Origin of the sequence: Streptomyces luteogriseus (assembly GCF_014205055.1) — a bacterium.
Taxonomy (GTDB): domain Bacteria; phylum Actinomycetota; class Actinomycetes; order Streptomycetales; family Streptomycetaceae; genus Streptomyces; species Streptomyces luteogriseus.
Window position 1 is genome coordinate 6,892,662 of the sequence record NZ_JACHMS010000001.1, and the last position, 18,687, is coordinate 6,911,348.

The following is an 18,687-nucleotide window of genomic DNA, read 5'->3' on the forward strand; positions in this document are numbered from 1 at the left end:
TCCCATAAACATGCGTTCCCCGGAGGCGATCAGGGCCTGCGGGGAACGCATGTTCAGATGTCCGCGATGTGCAGGAGTCGCAACAGACTTGGCATGAACACTTCCTGTCAACACGCGTAGCTGCTACGACGGTTATGGCAGAGATCCTGCTAAAGGGAGGTTCCATGAGACGTTCCCGACTTGTCGTCCTCGTGAGCTCGCTCCTCCTCGCCGTCGGCACCGCCCTGACCGGGGCAGCGACGGCGCAGGCGTCCTCACTCGCCGCAACTGGCGGCTACGTGGCGCTCGGTGACTCCTATTCCTCGGGAGTCGGAGCCGGCAGCTACATCAGTTCCAGCGGCGACTGCAAGCGCAGCACCCAGGCCTATCCCTACCTCTGGGCCGCCGCCCACTCACCCTCGACCTTCGACTTCACCGCCTGCTCGGGCGCCCGAACGGGTGATGTTCTGGCGGGTCAGCTCACTCCGCTCAGCGCCTCCACCGCCCTCGTCTCCATCAGCGTCGGCGGCAACGACGCCGGATTCGCCGACGTCATGACGACCTGCGTGACCCAGTCCGACAGCTCCTGCGTCTCCCGTATCAACACCGCCCGGGCATACGTGGACTCCACACTGCCCGGCAAGCTCGACGGTGTGTACTCGGCCATCCGCTCCAAGGCCCCCGCCGCCCGGGTCGTCGTCCTCGGCTACCCCCGCTTCTACAAGCTCGGCGCCACCTGCCTCGGTCTGTCCGAGACCAAGCGCAAGGCCATCAACGACGCCTCCGACCACCTCAACACCACCATCGCCAAGCGCGCCGCGAACCACGGCTTCGCGTTCGGCGACGTACGCACCACCTTCACCGGCCACGAGATCTGCTCCGGCGACTCCTGGCTGCACAGCGTCAGCTGGCTGAACATCGGCGAGTCGTACCATCCGAAGGCCCCCGGCCAGTCGGGCGGCTACCTGCCCGTGCTCAACAGCAACGACTGACCGCTCACCCGGAGTCCGGGTCCGAGTTCGACTCCGGATCCGAGCCCGGGTCCGAGCCGGAGGGAGAAGGGGAGGCCCCGCCCGTCGGGGTCTCCGTCTCGCACGTCACCGAGAACGGCACCGACTCGGACGTCGTCCGCACCGGCTCGCGCACCTCGACGCCGATCTCGTTCTCGAACGTCCCGCTCTCCTCCTCGGTCGTCACCCGCACCGTGTCCCGCTTCGAACGGCCGCCGCCCTCGGCGAACGACAGCGTCTTCCAGCCCCCGTCGAGCACCTGGCCGTCCTGGGTCACCCAGCGGTAGCTCACCTCGGCCGGCAGCCGGCCCACCGTGAGTGTCGCCGTGAACTCGGGCGCCCGGGCGTTCGGCGGCGGACACGGGCCCGAGTAGTCCGTGCGCCGGCCCTGCAGGGCGACCCGCACCGACTGCGGCGGCGCACTGCTCTCCTTCGACTCGCTCGGCGTCGGGGTCGGGGACGGGCTGGACTTCTCCGTCCCGGTGTTCGGCGGCGGACTCTTGGTCGCCGTCGGCGTACCGTTCCCCGCGCCCTGGTCGTTGCCGTCGGAACCGTCCCCGTCGTTCAGCAGCACGTACGTCAGCCCGCCCACCGCGAGCGCCAGTGCGATCACGCCCGCGACCAGCACCCGCCCGGCCCTGCGCTCCCCGTCCCGGCCGGTGGCCGTCGTGGTCGCGGCCGGCCCGGACGCCGAACGGCCGGGGAAGGGCATCGGGGGAGTGGGCGCGGGCTCGGGATGGCCCACGGCGGTCGGCGCGAACGGAACCGCCCGTGTGGTGTCCGCGCGCGGCGCACCGCCCGCGGCGACGACCCGCAGATCCTCCTCGGCCCGCTCGGGCGGCAACCGCTGCTCCGGATCCTTGCGCAGCAGCCCCTCGATCACCGGGGCGAGCGGCCCGGCCCGGTACGGCGGCGGCAACTCCTCGTCGACGATCGCCCGCAGCGTGCTCAGCGGGGTGTCGTGCCGGAAGGGGGAGTGGCCCTCGACCGCCGCGTACAGCAGCACCCCGAGCGACCACAGGTCCGACTCCGGGCCCGGTGTACGGCCCAGGGCCCGCTCCGGGGCGAGGAACTCGGGCGAGCCGATGACCTCACCGGTCATGGTCAGCGCCGAACTGCCCTCGACCATGGCGATGCCGAAGTCGGTGAGCACGATCCGGCCGTCGTTGGAGATCAGCACGTTGGCCGGCTTCACGTCGCGGTGCAGCACCCCGGCCTCGTGCGCGGACCGCAGCGCGGCCAGCACCTCGGCGCCGATGTGCGCGGCGCGCTGCGGTGCCATCGGGCCCTCGGCGTCGAGGACCTCGGCCAGGGAGAGGCCGCGGACCAGCTCCATGACGATCCACGGCCGGCCGTCGTCCGTGGCCACGTCGTACACGGTCACGACGTTGCGGTTGGCGACCCGGGCCGCCGCCCACGCCTCCCGCTCCAGTCGCGCGTACATCCGCTGCACGTCGTCACCCGCGAGGCCGGACGGGGCGCGCACCTCCTTGACGGCGACCTCGCGGTTCAGCACCTCGTCGCGGGCGCGCCACACCGTTCCCATGCCACCCTCGCCCAGCGGTGCCAGGAGCCGGTAGCGGCCCGCGATCACACGCTCATGGCCCGGTTCTTCGAACACGGCGCCCCCATTCGCAGCCGGGCGAAATCTTCATGGGGTGTGTCTTCCCCATGAGGTCGGTTTTCCTCACGACGCCCGCTTTTCTCCTGACGTCCGATCTCTCACGAACGTAACTCAGCCGAGTGCGGATGCCGCCCCCTTGAACACCAGTCCGGCCCCGAGAACCACCACGGCGAAGGCCGAACCGAGCGGTGCGGTGCGGCGCACCAGGGCCGCCATCGGGCCTCCCGTCCAGCGGGGGCGCCGGTCCAGGAGCCGGGTCATGCCGCTGCCCGCCTTGACGACGGCGTACCCGGCGGCCGTGAGGGTGAGCGCCAGCCCGACGCCGTACGCGACGACGAGCAGCAGACCGAACCAGGCCTGCCCGAGGGCGGCGGCGCCGACCAGCACCACCACGGCGGACGGGCTGGGCACGAGACCGCCCGCGAAGCCCATGAGGATCGTGCCGCGCAGGGTGGGGGCGATGGCGTGGCTGTGGGTGGAACCGCCGTGGGTGTGCTCGACCGTGTGGGGGTGGGAGTGGGGGTGGCTGTGATCGTGCGGGTGGTCGTGCTTGTGGTCGTGGTCGTGGTCGTGCTTGTCGTGATGGTCGTGGTCGTGGGTGTGGCCGTCGTGGTCGTGGGTGTGGCTTCCGTGGCCGTGAGGGTGGCCGTGCTGATGACCCTGCGGGTGGTGGGTGTGCGCGCGGTTGCGCAGGGCGCGGCGGACCAGGCTCGCGCCCGCCAGCGTCACCAGGAGACCGCTGGCGACGCCGAGCCAGGCGATCACCGAGGGCGCCGCCGCCGAGCCGGCCGTCACCAGCAGGCCCAGGGCGACCACGCCCAGGGTGTGTGTGATGGTCACCGAGGCGGCCATGGGCAGGACGTCCTTCATCCGGGCCTGGCCGCCCCGGGCCGCCGCCGTCGCGGCCATGATGGTCTTGCCGTGGCCCGGGGCGAGCGCGTGCATCGCACCCAGGACGACGGCGATGAGCAGGGCCAGCGCGGCGAAACCGGCGGTGAGGTCCTGCCGGGCCACCAGGTCGTCCAGGGCACGCGTCCAGCGGTCCGCGCCGCGCGGGAGCACGGAGGCCGCGGGGGCGTCCGACTCCTCCTCGGCGAGGGCGGCGCCGCCGGGACGCACCCGCAGGGCGGCCGACGCGGTGTCGGCCGGTGAGGAGAGCAACTCCTCCGGATAGCTGGTCAGTTCGTCCGAGATCGACTTCTCCGGCACGTCCGAGGCGGCGAGTGTCATACGGTCGCCCCGTGCCGTGATCTCCCGCCAGCCCGGGCCGGTCGAGGCACCAGCGCCGCGGAAGCCGACCGACAGGGTCTTCTCGTCCGACGGGAGCGGCGCGGTCAGCTCGCACTCCACCCGGAGGGTGTCGAGCCCCGCCTGTCCGGGCCGCACACGCGCGTGGCTGCGCTCGGCGGTGAGGGCGACTCCGCGTCCGTCGACGGTCGCCCGGCTGTCCTCGGCGGCGGTGGCGCACCGCTCGCGGGCCCACATGGCGATGCCCAGCCGTTCGATGTCCGGTCCCGCCTGGGTCGCCGGGATCTCGGCGAGGTCCTCGACGTGGTGGACCCGCAGTTCGCCGGGGGCGGCGACCAGGCCGTCGTAGCGGTTGACGGTGAAGTTGCCCAGCGGGTGGGCGCTCGCCGTGGCGGCGGGCAGCAGGGTGAGCGCGCAGGCGGCCGTGAGGACGGCGGCGCCGGACGCGAACAGCCGGCGCAGGGTCACCGGTTCCCCTCCAGGTCCTTGAGTGCGGTACGGGCCTCACGCGCGCCGAGGGGCGAGAAGCCGGGGTTCAGGTCCAGCGCGGCCTTCAGACGCGACCGGGCCCCGCGATCGTCACCGGTGGCCCGCTCGATGACGCCGCGGTGGTAGAGGAAGACGGCGTTGCGGTAGCCGGTGGCGGTCGCCCGGCGGGCGTACGGCAGGGCCTCCTCGTCACGGCCGTTGACGTGCAGGGCCCAGGCGAGCGCGTCGGCGGTGTGCACGCTGTGGCGGCGGTCCCACTCGGCGCGGGCGGCGCGCAGGGCCTCCTTCTTGTCGCCGTGGTCGGCGGCGGCCATGGCCGTCTCGAGGTCGGTGTTGGCGCCGCCGGCGCGGGCGAGGGCCGTCCAGGCGTCGACGAGGGCGTACTGGTCGCCGGCCTTCGCCCGGTCGCCGTCGGCGCCGCGGTCCTCGTACAGCTCGCCGAGGGCGACGAGCGGGCCGGGCAGCGGGAACCGGGCGACGACCTGCTCCAGCCCCCGCACGGCGGCCGTCCGGTCACCGCTCGCCGCCTGGGCGCGGGCACGGCCCTCCAGGGCGGGCAGATACGCGTCGTCGGCGGCGAGGGCACGGGCGTAGTGGCCGAGAGCCGTCTTGTACTCGCCCTGGTTCCAGGCGAGTTGACCGAGGGCGGTGGCGACGTACGCGACGTCGGCGGGGGCGTGCGCCGAGTTGAGGGCGCGCTCCAGCACCTCGCGCGCCGTGCGGACGTCGCCGCGCAGCTCGCGCACGTACGCGTACCGCGTGAAGACGGGTATCCCGGGGCGCCTGTCGTCGGCGGTGTCGGCGGCCTTCGAGGCGTCGTCGTACCGGCCGAGTTCGACGAGGGCGTCGATCCGGGTGCACAGGGCGCGTTCGTTGTAGGGGTTCTGCTTCAGGGCCCGCTCGGCATGGGCCAGGGCGCCGGGGAAGTCGTGCCGGGCGGCGGCGAGGGCGGCCTGCCCGGCCAGGGCCTGGTCGTTGCCGGGCTCCAGTCCGAGGGACCGCTTCAGGGCGCGCTGGGCCTGCGGATACCGGGAGGGGTCGCCCTTCGTACGGGCCTGCTCGACGTAGGCGACCCCGAGGGTGGCCCAGCTGCCGAAGTCCTTCGGCTGGGCCCGCAGATGCTTCTGCAGGGAGGCGATGCCCGCGTCGAGGTCCCCCCGGGCGAGATCGCCGGGCGACAGCGCCCCGGCCGCGGACACGGCGTCGACACCGGCCCCGCGGTCCTGCGCACCCCCGACCGCGATGGCCCCACCGGTCACCGCGACCGCCAGCAGCACGGCGCACCCGGCCACATGCAGGGCCCGCCACCGCCGCCCCCCGTCGGCGGCCCGCCGCACCGCCGCGACCCGTTGATCGACGCCGGGCCCGGGGGCGGAGCCGCTCCCGGTGCCGCCCTCCCGCTCCCCGGTGATCCCGGGCTCCGGGTCCGTCGACGGCACGCGGTCGTCGTCGGGCCTCTCCGGTGTGCTGTCGGTCGGACGCGGAGGCATGACCTCTCCTCGATCGGATGGGCTGGTGCGGGAGTGGAGTCGGCGGCGCGGCCCGCGCCGTGGGGGATGGGGAACGGGCCGCGCCAGTCCGTGAGAGCGGAGCGGGTCAGTACGCCCGGTTCCGCATGCGGCGCCACCACATCAGGGCCGCGCCGATCAGGACGATGCCGCCGGCGCCGGCCCCCGCGGAGGCGGCCATCAGGCGCATGTCGTCCGAACCCTCCGCGCCGGCCGGCTGGAGCGCGTCGCCCAGCTGGCTGCGGACGTCGTTGCCGCCGTCCACGCCCTTGGCGAGCGGGCCGCGCGAACCCTCCGTCGGCAGGGCCACGTACGGGAAGGACTTCTCGAACTTCTTGTCGTTCTTGTCGACCGCGTCACCGAGGTCGTTCTTCGCGCCCAGCAGTTCGCCCTCGACGACCTGGAGCGAGGCGTCGATCACGTCGTCGGTGAGGCGACGGCCGTTCGGGAAGCCCGCGTTGTCACCGTCCAGGACGCCCAGCCGCTTGGGCTTGGCGGCCGGCTTGACGGACGTGTTGAGCCGCAGCTGCTCCGACGGCGTCACGTGCGGCGGCTGGTTGAGGTCCTTGACGCCCTTGAGGAAGACGTCGACCAGGTCGTTGCGCGGCTCGGCCGGCGCCGGGATCTTGTAGATCGCCTCGATGAGCTTGGGCAGCTCCGGGTTGGTGACGTTCTCCAGGAACTGGGCGTCGTCCCGCGGCGTCGACGCGTTGAACTTGTCCTTGTCCTTCAGCGGGTTGACGACCTCGTTCACCAGCGGGTTGCCGAGGCGCGAGACCTGCGAGAAGTAGCCCTTGGCGTTCTTGCGCTGCGTCGTCGACCAGATGCCGACGACCGGCTGCTCGTGCGACTCGGTGATGAAGCTGTTGGGCACCTGCAGGGCGATCGAGTTGACGTTGTAGCCCTTGAGGGTGTCATTGCCGACCTCGGAGAGGTTCCCGCCGTACAGCAGGTCGAAGACGCGCAGGTCCAGGAAGAACGGGTCGTCGGCCTGCCCGGCGAACGTCTGGGCGCCCCCGGCGAGTTTGTGGACCGCCTGCTTGCGCAGGGTGTCGTAGTCCGGCATCGACGCCTTGCCGACGTTCGACGGCGCGACCGGCACGTCGTCGGCGACCTTGGTCTTCGACACGGCCTTCAGGCGCTTCAGCTTGATCAGTTCGAGGTCGTACGTCTGCGTGATGTTGAGGTCGGGGTCGTCGAGGCTCTCGACCGGGCCCGTGTTGTAGAGGAAGGTCTTGTCGTTCTTCGTGTGCGTCTTGAACGTGTACCGGAACAGCAGGTCTTCCTGCGCGTCACCGTTGCTGTCGATGCGCAGGTCGTACTGGGCGTCCTCGGCGAACGGGAAGAAGTTGGGCCCGCCGGCCGGTTCCTCGAAGGGGATCCAGTTCGCGACGATGGTCGTCGTGTCCGGCTTGTCCGGGCTGACGAACGCGTACACGTCGGTGTTGTCGTACTGGGGGGTTCCCGAGATCAGCGGGGCCTCGCGGTGGCTGGAGGCGGAGGCCTCCTCAGGTGCCAGCGCGGTCACACCGGCGGCGGCGAGCCCGCCGGTGGCCAGCGCACCACAGATCACAGTCGCGATGCTCCGGCGCCCCGCGCCGGTCCTGAAGCTAGGTGTCATGCCGTCCGTCCTCGGTGCCAACTTGCCTGACACACGCCATTCGGAGTGGTCGGCGAAGCGGATTGGTCGAATCTCAAACGTTCTTACGGCGAGTGGGGAAAGTTGTTTCATCGCCGGGCGACCCGCGTTTTCGGCGCGCTGATCCGTAACCCCGTCCGGAGGTGTGTGCGTTGCGAGTGCCTCGTGTGAGGGGACAGGCCCGGTGCGGCCTCGGAGAGGGGGACCGAGTGGAGGCGGACGAGCTGCTGCTGCTCGTGGCAGGTGGGGACCAGAAGGCGTTCGAGGAGCTGTACGGAGTGGTGTCCGGACCGGTGTTCGGTCTCGTACGGCGCGTGGTGCGCGACCCCGCCCAGTCGGAGGAGGTGGCTCAGGAGGTGCTGCTCGAACTGTGGCGGTCCGCGGCGAAGTTCGACCCCGGCCGGGGCAGCGCGATGTCCTGGATCCTCACCCTCGCCCACCGCCGCGCCGTCGACCGGGTCCGCAGCGCCCGGGCGGCCGGGGAGCGCGAGCAGCGCGAGGCACTGCGGGCGAACCAGCCCGCCTTCGACCAGGTCACCGAGGAGGTCGAGGCCGGCCTCGAACGCGAGTGGGTGCGCCGCTGCCTGGACCGGCTCACCGTCCTGCAGCGCCAGTCGGTCACCCTCGCCTACTACGAGGGCTACACGTACCGTGAAGTGGCCGAGCAGCTCTCCCTGCCGCTGGGCACCGTCAAGACCCGCATGCGGGACGGGCTGACCCGGATGCGCGAGTGCCTGGGAGGAGTGGCATGAGCCTCTTCCGCCGCGAGGACCTGCACTCGCTCGCCGCGCCCTACGCGCTGGACGCCCTGGAGCCCCCGGAGCGGGTCCGCTTCCGGAAGCACCTGAGGGACTGCGACCGCTGCGCCGCCGAGGTGCGTGCCCTGACCGAGGACGCCGTCCGGCTCGCCTGGTCCACGACCGCCCCGCCCCCGGCCGCGCTGCGTGACCGGGTGATGCTCGCCGTACGGACGACTCCGCAGGACCCGGCGCCGCAGGGCGCGGCTCGTGAGCCGGCACGGACGCGTGCGACGCAGCTGCCGCCGCACGTCTGGGGCGCCCAGCCGCCGCCGCGGCAGCGGCAGCGGCGCCGGATCCCGCTGTTCGTGCCCTTCGCCACGGCCACCGCCGCCGCGGCCCTCGTCGTCGCCTCGCTGTTCGCCGTGCAGGCGAACCGGACCCAGGACCGGCTGACCGCCGAGCAAGATCGGTCACGTGAGATCGCCCACGTTCTGGCAGCTCCGGACGCCCGTGCGAGCAGTGGCCGGGACGGACGGGGCCGCACCATCGGAGTGGTCGCTTCCGCCACGGAGGGGAGCGCGGTGGTCACCCTCGGCGGATACGGGACGCCCGCGGGCGGCCGCGTGCACCAGTTGTGGCTCATGCGCCCGGGCGCGCAACCACGCTCCCTCGGGCTCTTCGAGGGCGACACGCCCCTGGTCGCAACGGGTCTGGGCACCTCCGCGACGTCACTGGCCGTGACCGTCGAGCCCGGCGGGGGATCGCCGCAGCCCACTACTCAGCCGATCGTCCAACTCGCCCTGAAATCTGTTGGATTCGGAGAGTAACCGGAGATACATCGTCAACCCCCTTATGGGGAAGGTGAATCCTGTGACCGCGATACACGAGTGCCCGGACGGGGCGATAGGGTTAACCTGCCCGGGCCGGGTGGACTCGTACGGGTGGGGAGTGACATGGATCAGATAACAGTGCGCAGCAGGGCCAGGGTCCCTGCGATCACCTGCGGGAGCAGCGCGACCAGTTCGCGCCTCGACCGCCACCTCTCGGTGCTGGGCGGCCCCGCCGTCCCCCAGCGGGAGACGGTCGAGGCGACCTCGCTGATGCGGGAACTGACCGCGCGTCAGCCGCACGACCGCAGTGGCAGGGGCGCGCGTGTGCGTCGCGTCTCGCTCTTCGCGCCGCTGCGCCGACTGCGTCGCTCGCTGTTCGGCAGCAGGTAGGGGTCCCGCGCTCGGGCGGTCACACCGCCCCTGGCGCACCGCTGCGACACTCGTCGTCCGTCATCCCCGCGGCTCGCAGCGACGCCAGGTGTGTTCCCGAGCGCGGCACGCCCTCTGTCGGTGCCTCATCCCCGCCCGGCAGTGACCGGGGGCTGTCCCCGCGGCTCCGGCCGCCCGTTCACCGATCCCCGTGCGCGTACTGACGCACGGCCGGCGGCACGAACACCCCGAGCAGCACGGCGCACCACAGCAGCGACCCCCGCTACAGGGTGAGTCACCGGCCGGGCCGCCCCGTCGGGCACCGGCGCGTTGCCGAAGAGGCCCCGCAGGTCCGTCGCCGGCGCGCTGACCGGATTCCACTCCGCGACCGTCCGCAGCCGTCCCGGCAGCCCGCTCGCCTTCGACCCCGAGCTGCGCTAGAGCAGCGCCAGCTGCCCCTCGGGGCCCTCCTCGGGACCCTCCAGCACCGATGCCGGGCGGCGGGCCGCACTCCGCACCGGGAGGACACCGGCCTTGCTCAGCTCCGTCGCCGTGACCGGGTCGGGGAGCTCCGGCCCCTCCGGAGGACGCAGTTCGGCCAGCAGCGCGAGGACGGTGATCAGCTCCAGCAGCTCCGACGTCCAGGCCTGCGGCCAGGTGGCGGGACGGATCGCCGCCAGCGTGCCCGGCTCGGGGGCGGTGACGCGGGCCGCGAACCACTGCTCCAGGACGCGGACTCCCCCCACCTCGAAGTCCCAGGCCTGCGGCGGTACGGGGGAGATGCGGCCCTCGTCCAGGAACAGGGCCTCCTCGTCCCGGTCGTAGCGCAGCGTCACGGGCCGGGAGGGCAGCGGGGCGCGGACGTAGGGGCGGCGGCCGCCGGGCAGCTTGGGGCGTTCGCCGTCGCGGCGCATCAGCCACAGCATCCGGTGCCCCAGCTCCAGGCCCCGCTCCCACGCGTCGGCGTCCCCGGTGAGCGGGACGGTGAGGTCAGGGCGGGCCGTGGCCGTGATCCAGGCCAGCACGTCCAGCGGTGCCGGGGTGCCGCCCAGCCGGGTGCCGAGGTGCTCCGCCAGTCCCGGCGCCAGATTCGGCTCGTGGCCGCCCGGGCGGCGGAACAGCGGGCGGACCCGGCCGGGCCGGAACAGCGGGAGCAGTGAGGTGACGAGCAGGGGAGGGGCCGCCCCGGGCGTCTCCGCCACGAAGACCTGCCGCGGGTCCGCCACCCGCCACAGCTCCGGGCGGGCCGCGTCGATGAGCCGCTGGTCGGGGATCAGCCATTGCTCGTCGTAGGGCGCGAGCAGGACGCGCACCGGCTCCGGGCAGGGCCCCGAGGCGCGCACCAGCTTCTCCGTGCCGCTGCCGCTTCGGCCGGGCAGTTGGCCGACCGCCGTGTGCAGCGTGCGCGAACGCGTCGGTTCGAACAGCGCCTCGCGGTCGGGGCCCTCGGCCTTGACCAGGGCGTCCCAGCGGGCCTTCAGGGACCCCGCGTCGGGGGCCGCCGGCCAGCCCCGGCCGAGCCGCGGCGGTGCGACGGACCACGGCATGAGGTCCGCCAGCAGCGGAGCGTCGTCGTGCGTCACGCTGGGCATCGTACGACGTATCCGGCGCCCTGAAGGGGCGCGGGGACCGGCGCGACCGGCCCCCACCGGGGCGCGGGCGGACGCGGTGCTTCCAGCGGAGCGCTCACGTGGCGTCCAGGGTCACCGTGAAGGAGAAGCGGTCCCCCCGGTAGTGGATGACGGCCACGTCCAGCGGCCGTCCCCCGGCGTCGTACGTCACCCCGGTGTAGTGCAGGATCGGGCTCAGCAGGGGGACTTGGAGCAGCTTCGAGGTCTCCGGGTCGGCCAGCCGCGCCTCCACCGTGTCCGTGATGCGGCTGATGTCCGCCCCCGCGACGTCCCGCAGCACCTTGGTCATCGGCCACCGGACGAGGTCGTCCAGGTCGATCCGCGCGGCCAGTTCGGGACGCACGTAGTTGCGGGCGTGGTTCGTCGGCTCACCGGTCTTCTCGTCGCTGCGCAGCCGGTGGTACGTCGACACCTCCCGGACATCCGGGAAGAACTCGGCGAGTTCACCCGGCACGGGCGCGCTGCCGTGGTCCAGCAGTTCGGTCGTCATGCCGGACTGCTGGGCCACGATCGCGTCCACCGAGCCGAGCAGGCGCACCGGGGAACCCCGGCGCGCGTCCGGCTCGATGAACGTGCCCCGCCGGCGATGGCGCGAGATCAGCCCCTCGTCCTCCAGCTCCTTCAGCGCCTGCCGCATCGTCAGCACGCTCACGCCGTAGTGCCCGGCCAGCTGCTCCTCGGTGGGCAGCCGCAGCGGGTCCTGGGGCGAGCGGCCGAGGATCGAGGCGCGCAGCGACTGCGACACCTGGTACCAGAGCGGCAGCTTGCGATTCAGGACGATGGAATCCGGGGCGAAGGAGGTCACGGGCCATCCGTACCGGTAGGAAATGATCAGTGCAAGGGGGCTTCTGATCCCTCAGGCTCCCTGGGGGCGGAAGTGTCGTTCCAGGCCCTGCCAGACGTCGTCGTAACGCTGCTGGAGGTGCTCCGCGCGTGCGGCCTGCGGGGTGAGGGTGAGCGGCCAGCGCGTCTCGAACATGAACGCCAGACCGTCGTCGATCTTCTGCGGCTTCAGCTCCGCGGCGCTCGCCCGGTCGAACGTCTCCCGGTCCGGGCCGTGCGCCGACATCATGTTGTGCAGCGAACCGCCCCCCGGTACGAAGCCTTCCGCCTTGGCGTCGTAGGCGCCCTCGATCAGGCCCATGTACTCGGTCATCACGTTCCGGTGGAAGTACGGCGGCCGGAAGGTGTCCTCGCCCACCAGCCAGCGCGGCGCGAACACCACGAAGTCGCAACCGGCGAGCCCCGGGGTGTCCGACGGGGACGTCAGCACCGTGAAGATCGACGGGTCGGGGTGGTCGTAGGTGATGGTGCCGAGCGCATTGAAACGGCGCAGGTCGTAGACGTAGGGCACATGGTTGCCGTGCCAGGCGACCACGTCGAGAGGGGAGTGGTCGTAGGTGGCCGTCCACAGGTTGCCGCAGAACTTGTTCACCACCTCCACCGGGCCCTCGACGTCCTCGTACGCCGCCACCGGTGCGCGGAAGTCCCGGGGGTTGGCGAGCCCGTTGGCGCCGATCGGGCCCAGGTCGGGGAGGCGGAAGGGAGCGCCGTAGTTCTCGCACACATAGCCGCGGGCCGTCGGGCTCTGCCCGCCGTCGGACGCCGTGTCCAGGAGCTCCACACGGAAGCGGACCCCACGGGGAACGAGCGCCACATGTCCCGGCTCCACATGAAGCAGACCGAACTCGGTGTGCAGCAGCAGCCCGCCGCGCTCCGGGACGATGAGCAGCTCGCCGTCGGCGTCGCTGAACACCCGGTCCATCGAGGCGTTGGCCGCGTAGAGGTGCACGGCGATGCCGGTCCGCTGGGTGGCGTCACCGTTGCCGCCCAGGGTCCACAGGCCCGCCAGGAAGTCGGTCTCCGGCGCCGGGTCGGGCAGCGGGTTCCAGCGCACGCGGTTGGGGTCGGGCACGGTCTGCGTGAAGGGAGCGGTGCGGATCGAGCCACCGTGGGTCCGGGTGAACGCCGGGTGCGCGGCCGACGGGCGAATCCGGTACAGCCACGAGCGGCGGTTGTGGGCGCGCGGCTCGGTGAAAGCCGAACCGCTCAGCTGCTCGGCGTACAGCCCGAGGGGTGCCCGCTGGGGTGAGTTGCGGCCCTCGGGCAGTGCGCCCGGGACGGCCTCCGAGCTGTGCTCGTTGCCGAAGCCGGAGAGGTAGGTCAGTCCTTCGGCGGTCTTCCGCGCTCCCCCACGCTCGAACGTGCTCGCGCGGGTGGTGCCCCCATCGCCCATGATCGCTGCTCCCTTGCGTACGATTCCTATGCCGTACCGTAGGATTGCGTTTTCCCCGACGCAAGGGGGGCGCGCCCCTCCTCTTGACGGATGACCTGAACCCGACTTGAGAACGATCCGCCGGGCCGGACGTCTGTTCTACGCTCCCGGACATGACGTGGACACGGAGACCTTTCGCCGCGCTCGCGGTCTGTGTCCTCCTGCTGGCCGGATCCGCGGGCTGCGGCTCCGGCGACGCCCGGGAGGGTGCCGGGTCGGCCACACCGGTGGGCAAGATCCTGGAGGACCGGGACCCGGAGGGGCGGCCCTATCGCGAGGTCGGGCGGGAGGGTGCCCCCGACGTCGGGATCGAGGTGCAGCCCGACGCGGCAGGCGGCTGGGACGTACGCCTGACCGTGCGCAACTTCCGCTTCTCCCCGACCGGCGCGGCAGCCCGCGCGGTGGCCGGACGGGGTCTCGCGCACCTCTTCGTCGACGGCCGCCCCGTCGCCCGGCTGCGCGCCTCCGACTACCGGCTCGACACCCGCCTCGTGCCGCGCGGCACCCACCACGTCACCGCCCGCCTCTACGCCGACGACGGCACGGTATGGGCCGTGGACGGCCAGCCCGTGGAGAGCACGGCCGACATCACGTCCTCGGAGCCCGGCCCGGGGATCCCGCCGGACGCGGCCTCCCGGCGCAAGGCCCGGACGCAGGGCGCGGACACCGGGGGGCGAGGTTCACCCGACGGCGCCGGAAGGGCATCATGAAACCCGTGCCCCCCGCGACATCGCTCCGTCGTGCGCCCGTGCAGCGGCGCAGTGCCGAACGCCTGACCAGGATCCTCGACGCCTGCGCCGACCTCCTCGACGAGGTCGGCTACGACGCCCTGAGCACCCGTGCCGTCGCCCAGCGTGCCTCCGTCCCGATCGGCTCGGTCTACCGCTTTTTCGGCAACAAGCGCCAGATGGCCGACGCGCTGGCGCAGCGCAACCTCGAGCGGTACACCGTGCGCGTCACCGAGCGTCTGCGCCGCACCGGCGAGGGCGAGGGCTGGCGCACGGCCATGGACGTGGTGCTCGACGAGTACCTGGAGATGAAGCGCACCGCGCCCGGCTTCTCCCTCGTCGACTTCGGCAATCAGATCCCGGTCGGCGCCCGTGACGCCGAACCCAACCACCGCGTCGCCGACCGCCTCACCGAACTCCTGTCCGGATACCTCGACCGCGAGCCCGACGACGATCTGCGCCGCGTCTTCCTCATCGCCGTCGAGACCGCCGACACCCTCGTGCACCTGGCGTTCCGGGTCGCGCCGGAGGGGGACCGGCGGATCATCGACGAGGCCCGGGAGATGCTGCGGGCCTATCTGGCACGGGTGCTCGACTGACCTGGATCCCGTGAGGGGGCTGACCTGGATCCCGCAAGGGCCTCCACTGCTCGACCGACCGGATCCCGCGAGGGCCTCCCCACCGTCCATACCGGTCGGTATGCTCGGACGCGTCAGCGCGTCACCGTAGCCGCCGCCCCCCGGGAGGACCCGTGTCCCGCACCGCCCTGCGTATCTGCCCCCTGTGCGAGGCCACCTGCGGCCTGACCCTCACCATCGAGGGGACGCGCGTCACCCACGCCCGCGGTGACCGCGACGACGTGTTCAGCCGGGGATTCATCTGCCCCAAGGGCGCCTCCTTCGGGGCTGTCGACTCCGACCCCGACCGGTTGCGCACCCCGCTCGTACGGCGGGACGGCGAGTTGCGCGAGGCCACCTGGGAGGAGGCCTTCGACGCGGTCGCCGCCGGCGTCAGGCCCGTCGTGGAGCGCCACGGCCCGAACTCCGTCGGCGTCGTCCTCGGCAACCCCAACGTGCACACCATGGCCGGTGCCCTCTACCCGGCCGTCCTGCTCGCCGGGCTCGGCACCCGCAGCGTCTTCACCGCCTCCACGGTCGACCAGATGCCCAAGCACGTCTCCAGCGGCCTGCTGTTCGGTGACGCCAACGCCATCCCCGTACCCGACCTCGACCGCACCGACCACCTGCTCCTGATCGGCGCCAACCCGCTGGAGTCCAACGGCAGTCTGTGCACCGCCCCCGACTTCCCCGGCAAGCTGAAGGCCCTGAAGGCCCGCGGCGGCACCCTCGTCGTGATCGACCCCCGGCGCACCCGCACCGCGAAGCTCGCCGACCGGCACATCGCCGTCCGGCCCGGCACCGACGCGCTGCTGCTGGCGGCGATGGCGCGGGTGCTCTACGACGAGGGCCTCGTCGAGCCGACCCCGCACGTCCAGGGCGTCGAGGAACTGGCCGCAGAACTGCGGGAGTTCACGCCCGAGGCGGTCGCGGAGGCCTGTGACGTCGAGGCCGGCGTCATCCGCACCCTCGCCCGCGAGCTGGCCGCCGCCCCCACCGCCGCCGTCTACGGCCGGATCGGCAGCTGCACCGTCCCGCACGGCACCCTCGCCAGCTGGCTCGTCGACGTCCTGAACATCCTCACCGGCAACCTCGACCGGCCCGGCGGCGCGCTCTTCCCGCAGGCCGCCACCGACAGGACCCCGCGCCCCGCCGGACCCGGCCGCGGCTTCGCCCTCGGGCGCTGGCACTCCCGGGTGAGCCGGCACCCCGAGGCGAAGGGCGAACTGCCCCTCTCCGCCCTCGCGGAGGAGATCGACACCGCCACCGAGGAGGGCGAGCCGGTGCGGGCGCTGATCGCCGTCGCCGCCAACCCCGTACTGTCCGCCCCCGACGGCGACCGGCTCGACAAGGCCCTCGACTCGCTCGACTTCATGGTCAGCGTCGACCCGTACCTCAACGAGACCTCGCGCCACGCCCACGTGGTCCTGCCCCCGCCCCCGCCCTCCCAGAGCCCGCACCACGACTTCGCGTTCAACACCTTCGCCGTACGCAACCAGGTCCGTTACACCCGCCCCGCGATCCCCCTGGAACCCGGCCGCATGGCGGAGACGGAGATCCTGGCCCGGCTGACCCTGGCCGTCACGGGCATGCACGGAGCCGACCCGGCGGCCGTCGACGGGATGGTCATCGACCAGACCCTCGGCAAGGCGGTGAACGAGCCGCACTCGCCGGTCCACGGCGGCGACCCGCGCGAGCTCGCCGGCCGGCTCACCGGCGACACCGGCCCCGAACGACGGCTCGACATGATGCTGCGCCTCGGCCCCTACGGCGACGGCTTCGGCGCACGACCCGACGGGCTCAGCCTGGAGAAGCTGCTCGCGCACCCGCACGGCATCGACCTCGGCCCGCTCGAACCCCGGCTGCCGCAGCCCCTGAAGACCCGCAGCGGCCAGGTGGAACTGCTCCCCGGTCCGATCGCGGACGACCTGCCCCGGCTGCGCGCGGCCCTCGCCGAACGCCCCGAGGGGCTCGTCCTGGTCGGCCGACGTCATCTGCGCTCCAACAACAGCTGGATGCACAACGTGCCCGCCCTCACCGGCGGCTCGAACCGCTGCACCCTGCACATCCACCCAAAGGACGCCGAGCGGCTGGGCGTGAAGAGCGCGGAGCCGGTGCGGGTGAAGGGTGCCGGGGGAGAGGTGACGGTGGAGGCCGAGGTCACCGACACGGTCCGCCGCGGTGTGGTGAGTCTGCCGCACGGCTGGGGCCACGACCGTCCCGGCACCCGACTCAGCCACGCCTCCACCGACCCCGGCGTCAACGTCAACCAGCTCCTCGACGGCCGCCTGCTCGACCCGCTGTCGGGCAACGCGGTCCTCAACGGAGTGCCGGTCGAGGTGGCCCCCGAGACGTGCCCGGAAGCGTCCTCCGTGACCGAAAAGCTCACCGCTCTGACCTGAGCAAAGCTGTGACCAGCAGTTTTGCGCTTATTGCTCGCACGTCAACGTCTTGTTAACGCTGCTTGAACGCACCTAACGTCTCGGACACCGCCGGCCCTGGTGGGATGTTCAAGGGCGAACGTTAGGTATCCACTCATGCTGACCATCCTCGGCTTCGCCATGATCGCGACCTTCCTGGTCCTGATCATGATGAAGAAGATGTCGCCGATCGCGGCGCTCGTGCTGATTCCCGCGCTGTTCTGCGTGTTCGTCGGCAAGGGCGCCCACCTCGGCGACTACGTCCTCGACGGCGTGACCGACCTCGCCCCCACCGCGGCGATGCTCATGTTCGCGATCGTCTACTTCGGCGTGATGATCGACGTCGGTCTCTTCGACCCGATCGTCCGCGGCATCCTCAAATTCTGTAAAGCCGACCCGATGCGGATCGTCGTGGGCACCGCCCTGCTCGCGGCGATCGTCTCGCTGGACGGCGACGGCTCCACCACCTTCATGATCACCGTCTCGGCGATGTACCCGCTGTACAAGCGCCTGAAGATGAGCCTGGTCGTGATGACCGGTGTCGCCGCCATGGCCAACGGCGTGATGAACACCCTCCCCTGGGGTGGCCCGACCGCCCGTGCCGCGACCGCGCTGAAGCTCGACGCCAGTGACATCTTCGTCCCGATGATCCCGGCCCTCCTGGTCGGTCTGCTCTTCGTCTTCGTCCTCTCGTACGTGCTCGGTGTGCGCGAGCGCCGGCGGCTGGGCGTGCTGACGCTGGACGAGGTGCTGGAGGAGGAGAAGGAGACCGAGACGGTTCTCGTCGGCTCCGGCGGCTCCGGCGACGGCAAGGTCTCGATGCGCAAGGGCGGCACGGCCGGTGCGGGCGTCGCGGGTGGCGCGGGCTCCGGCACGGACGCTCCCGAGGACGCCACGGGCTCCGCGGCCTCCGAGGAGGACGACGGCTTCCAGGGCCTCGACCCCAACCGGTCCACCCTGCGCCCCAAGCTCTACTGGTTCAACGCGCTGCTCACGGTCGGCCTGCTCACCGCCATGATCATGGAGCTGCTGCCGATCCCGGTGCTGTTCCTGCTCGGCGCCGCACTCGTGCTCACCGTCAACTTCCCGCACATCCCGGACCAGAAGGCCCGCATCGCCGCCCACGCCGAGAACGTCCTGAACGTCTCCGGCATGGTCTTCGCAGCCGCCGTCTTCACCGGCGTCCTCCAGGGCACCGGCATGGTCGACAACATGGCCAAGTGGATGGTGGACGTCATCCCCGCCAGCATGGGCCCGCACATGGCCCTCGTCACCGGCCTCCTGAGCCTGCCGCTCACCTACTTCATGTCGAACGACGGCTTCTACTTCGGTGTCCTGCCCGTCCTCGCCGAGGCCGGTGCCGCGCACGGTGTCTCCCCGCTGGAGATGGCCCGCGCCTCCCTGGTCGGCCAGCCGCTGCACATGTCGAGCCCGCTCGTCCCGGCCGTCTACGTCCTGGTCGGCATGGCCAAGGTGGAGTTCGGCGACCACACCAAGTTCGTCGTGAAGTGGGCCGCCCTCACCTGTCTGGTCATCCTCGGCGCGGGCATGTTGTTCGGGATCATCTGAGCCACTTCATG

General features: G+C 72.1%; 15 protein-coding genes and 1 pseudogene. 8 read left to right on the top strand and 8 right to left on the bottom strand.

What is annotated here, in order from left to right; genetic code table 11:
* Window positions 1-164: 164 nt before the first annotated feature.
* Window positions 165-971: an SGNH/GDSL hydrolase family protein gene (locus tag BJ965_RS30710; RefSeq protein WP_184913156.1), complete on the top strand. Its 807-nt coding sequence runs from the start codon at window positions 165-167 to the stop codon at window positions 969-971.
* A gap of 4 nt (window positions 972-975) precedes the next feature.
* Here BJ965_RS30710 and BJ965_RS30715 read toward each other — a convergent pair whose 3' ends face one another.
* From BJ965_RS30715 to BJ965_RS30730, 4 genes are all read right to left on the bottom strand, one after another.
* Window positions 976-2,583 carry a serine/threonine-protein kinase gene (locus BJ965_RS30715; protein ID WP_184917688.1) on the bottom strand — a complete coding sequence of 536 codons (1,608 nt, stop codon included), beginning with the start codon at window positions 2,581-2,583 and terminating at the stop codon, window positions 976-978.
* A 141-nt stretch (window positions 2,584-2,724) separates the two neighbouring features.
* Window positions 2,725-4,329, bottom strand: coding sequence for a HoxN/HupN/NixA family nickel/cobalt transporter (locus BJ965_RS30720; protein WP_184913158.1), 1,605 nt, complete (start codon window positions 4,327-4,329; stop codon window positions 2,725-2,727).
* A complete protein-coding gene (locus BJ965_RS30725) occupies window positions 4,326-5,840 on the bottom strand; it encodes a tetratricopeptide repeat protein (RefSeq protein WP_184913160.1) in 1,515 nt (504 codons plus the stop codon). Before BJ965_RS30725 ends, BJ965_RS30720 begins: the two co-directional genes overlap by 4 nt.
* A gap of 106 nt (window positions 5,841-5,946) precedes the next feature.
* Window positions 5,947-7,479, bottom strand: a complete 1,533-nt coding sequence (locus BJ965_RS30730) for a DUF4331 domain-containing protein (protein WP_184913162.1) — start codon at window positions 7,477-7,479, stop codon at window positions 5,947-5,949.
* 227 nt (window positions 7,480-7,706) lie between these two features.
* Between BJ965_RS30730 and BJ965_RS30735 the strand changes: the two genes are divergently transcribed.
* The 3 genes from BJ965_RS30735 (at window position 7,707) to BJ965_RS30745 (ending at window position 9,457) form a co-directional block, all read left to right on the top strand.
* Window positions 7,707-8,249 carry a sigma-70 family RNA polymerase sigma factor gene (locus tag BJ965_RS30735; protein WP_030850800.1) on the top strand — a complete coding sequence of 181 codons (543 nt, stop codon included), beginning with the start codon at window positions 7,707-7,709 and terminating at the stop codon, window positions 8,247-8,249.
* Window positions 8,246-9,064: an anti-sigma factor gene (locus tag BJ965_RS30740; protein WP_184913164.1), complete on the top strand. Its 819-nt coding sequence runs from the start codon at window positions 8,246-8,248 to the stop codon at window positions 9,062-9,064. The genes BJ965_RS30735 and BJ965_RS30740 overlap by 4 nt, the downstream gene beginning before the upstream one ends.
* Before the next feature lie 126 nt (window positions 9,065-9,190).
* Window positions 9,191-9,457, top strand: coding sequence for a hypothetical protein (locus tag BJ965_RS30745; RefSeq protein ID WP_030850794.1), 267 nt, complete (start codon window positions 9,191-9,193; stop codon window positions 9,455-9,457).
* Between the two features lie 178 nt (window positions 9,458-9,635).
* Here BJ965_RS30745 and BJ965_RS39590 read toward each other — a convergent pair.
* The 4 genes and pseudogenes from BJ965_RS39590 to hmgA all read right to left on the bottom strand — a co-directional run.
* Window positions 9,636-9,849 (bottom strand): annotated as a pseudogene (locus BJ965_RS39590) (ABC transporter permease); the annotation flags it as partial.
* Between the two features lie 24 nt (window positions 9,850-9,873).
* The gene (locus BJ965_RS30750) at window positions 9,874-11,028 is read right to left on the bottom strand and encodes a type ISP restriction/modification enzyme (RefSeq protein WP_184913166.1); all 1,155 of its coding nucleotides are present in this window, start codon (window positions 11,026-11,028) and stop codon (window positions 9,874-9,876) included.
* 94 nt (window positions 11,029-11,122) lie between these two features.
* Window positions 11,123-11,872 carry a GntR family transcriptional regulator gene (locus BJ965_RS30755; protein ID WP_184913168.1) on the bottom strand — a complete coding sequence of 250 codons (750 nt, stop codon included), beginning with the start codon at window positions 11,870-11,872 and terminating at the stop codon, window positions 11,123-11,125.
* A 51-nt stretch (window positions 11,873-11,923) separates the two neighbouring features.
* Window positions 11,924-13,303, bottom strand: coding sequence for a homogentisate 1,2-dioxygenase (gene hmgA, locus BJ965_RS30760; RefSeq protein ID WP_184913171.1), 1,380 nt, complete (start codon window positions 13,301-13,303; stop codon window positions 11,924-11,926).
* Between the two features lie 152 nt (window positions 13,304-13,455).
* On the opposite strand from hmgA, the gene BJ965_RS30765 reads away from it, so the two are divergent.
* The 4 genes from BJ965_RS30765 (at window position 13,456) to BJ965_RS30780 (ending at window position 18,676) form a co-directional block, all read left to right on the top strand.
* The gene (locus tag BJ965_RS30765) at window positions 13,456-14,052 is read left to right on the top strand and encodes a hypothetical protein (RefSeq protein ID WP_184913173.1); all 597 of its coding nucleotides are present in this window, start codon (window positions 13,456-13,458) and stop codon (window positions 14,050-14,052) included.
* Window positions 14,049-14,669 carry a TetR/AcrR family transcriptional regulator gene (locus tag BJ965_RS30770; protein WP_184913175.1) on the top strand — a complete coding sequence of 207 codons (621 nt, stop codon included), beginning with the start codon at window positions 14,049-14,051 and terminating at the stop codon, window positions 14,667-14,669. Before BJ965_RS30765 ends, BJ965_RS30770 begins: the two co-directional genes overlap by 4 nt.
* A gap of 152 nt (window positions 14,670-14,821) precedes the next feature.
* On the top strand, window positions 14,822-17,089 hold the full coding sequence (locus BJ965_RS30775) for a molybdopterin oxidoreductase family protein (protein WP_184913177.1): 2,268 nt from the start codon (window positions 14,822-14,824) through the stop codon (window positions 17,087-17,089).
* 135 nt (window positions 17,090-17,224) lie between these two features.
* The gene (locus BJ965_RS30780; protein WP_184913179.1) at window positions 17,225-18,676 is read left to right on the top strand and encodes a CitMHS family transporter; all 1,452 of its coding nucleotides are present in this window, start codon (window positions 17,225-17,227) and stop codon (window positions 18,674-18,676) included.
* The last annotated feature ends 11 nt before the right edge of the window (window positions 18,677-18,687 follow it).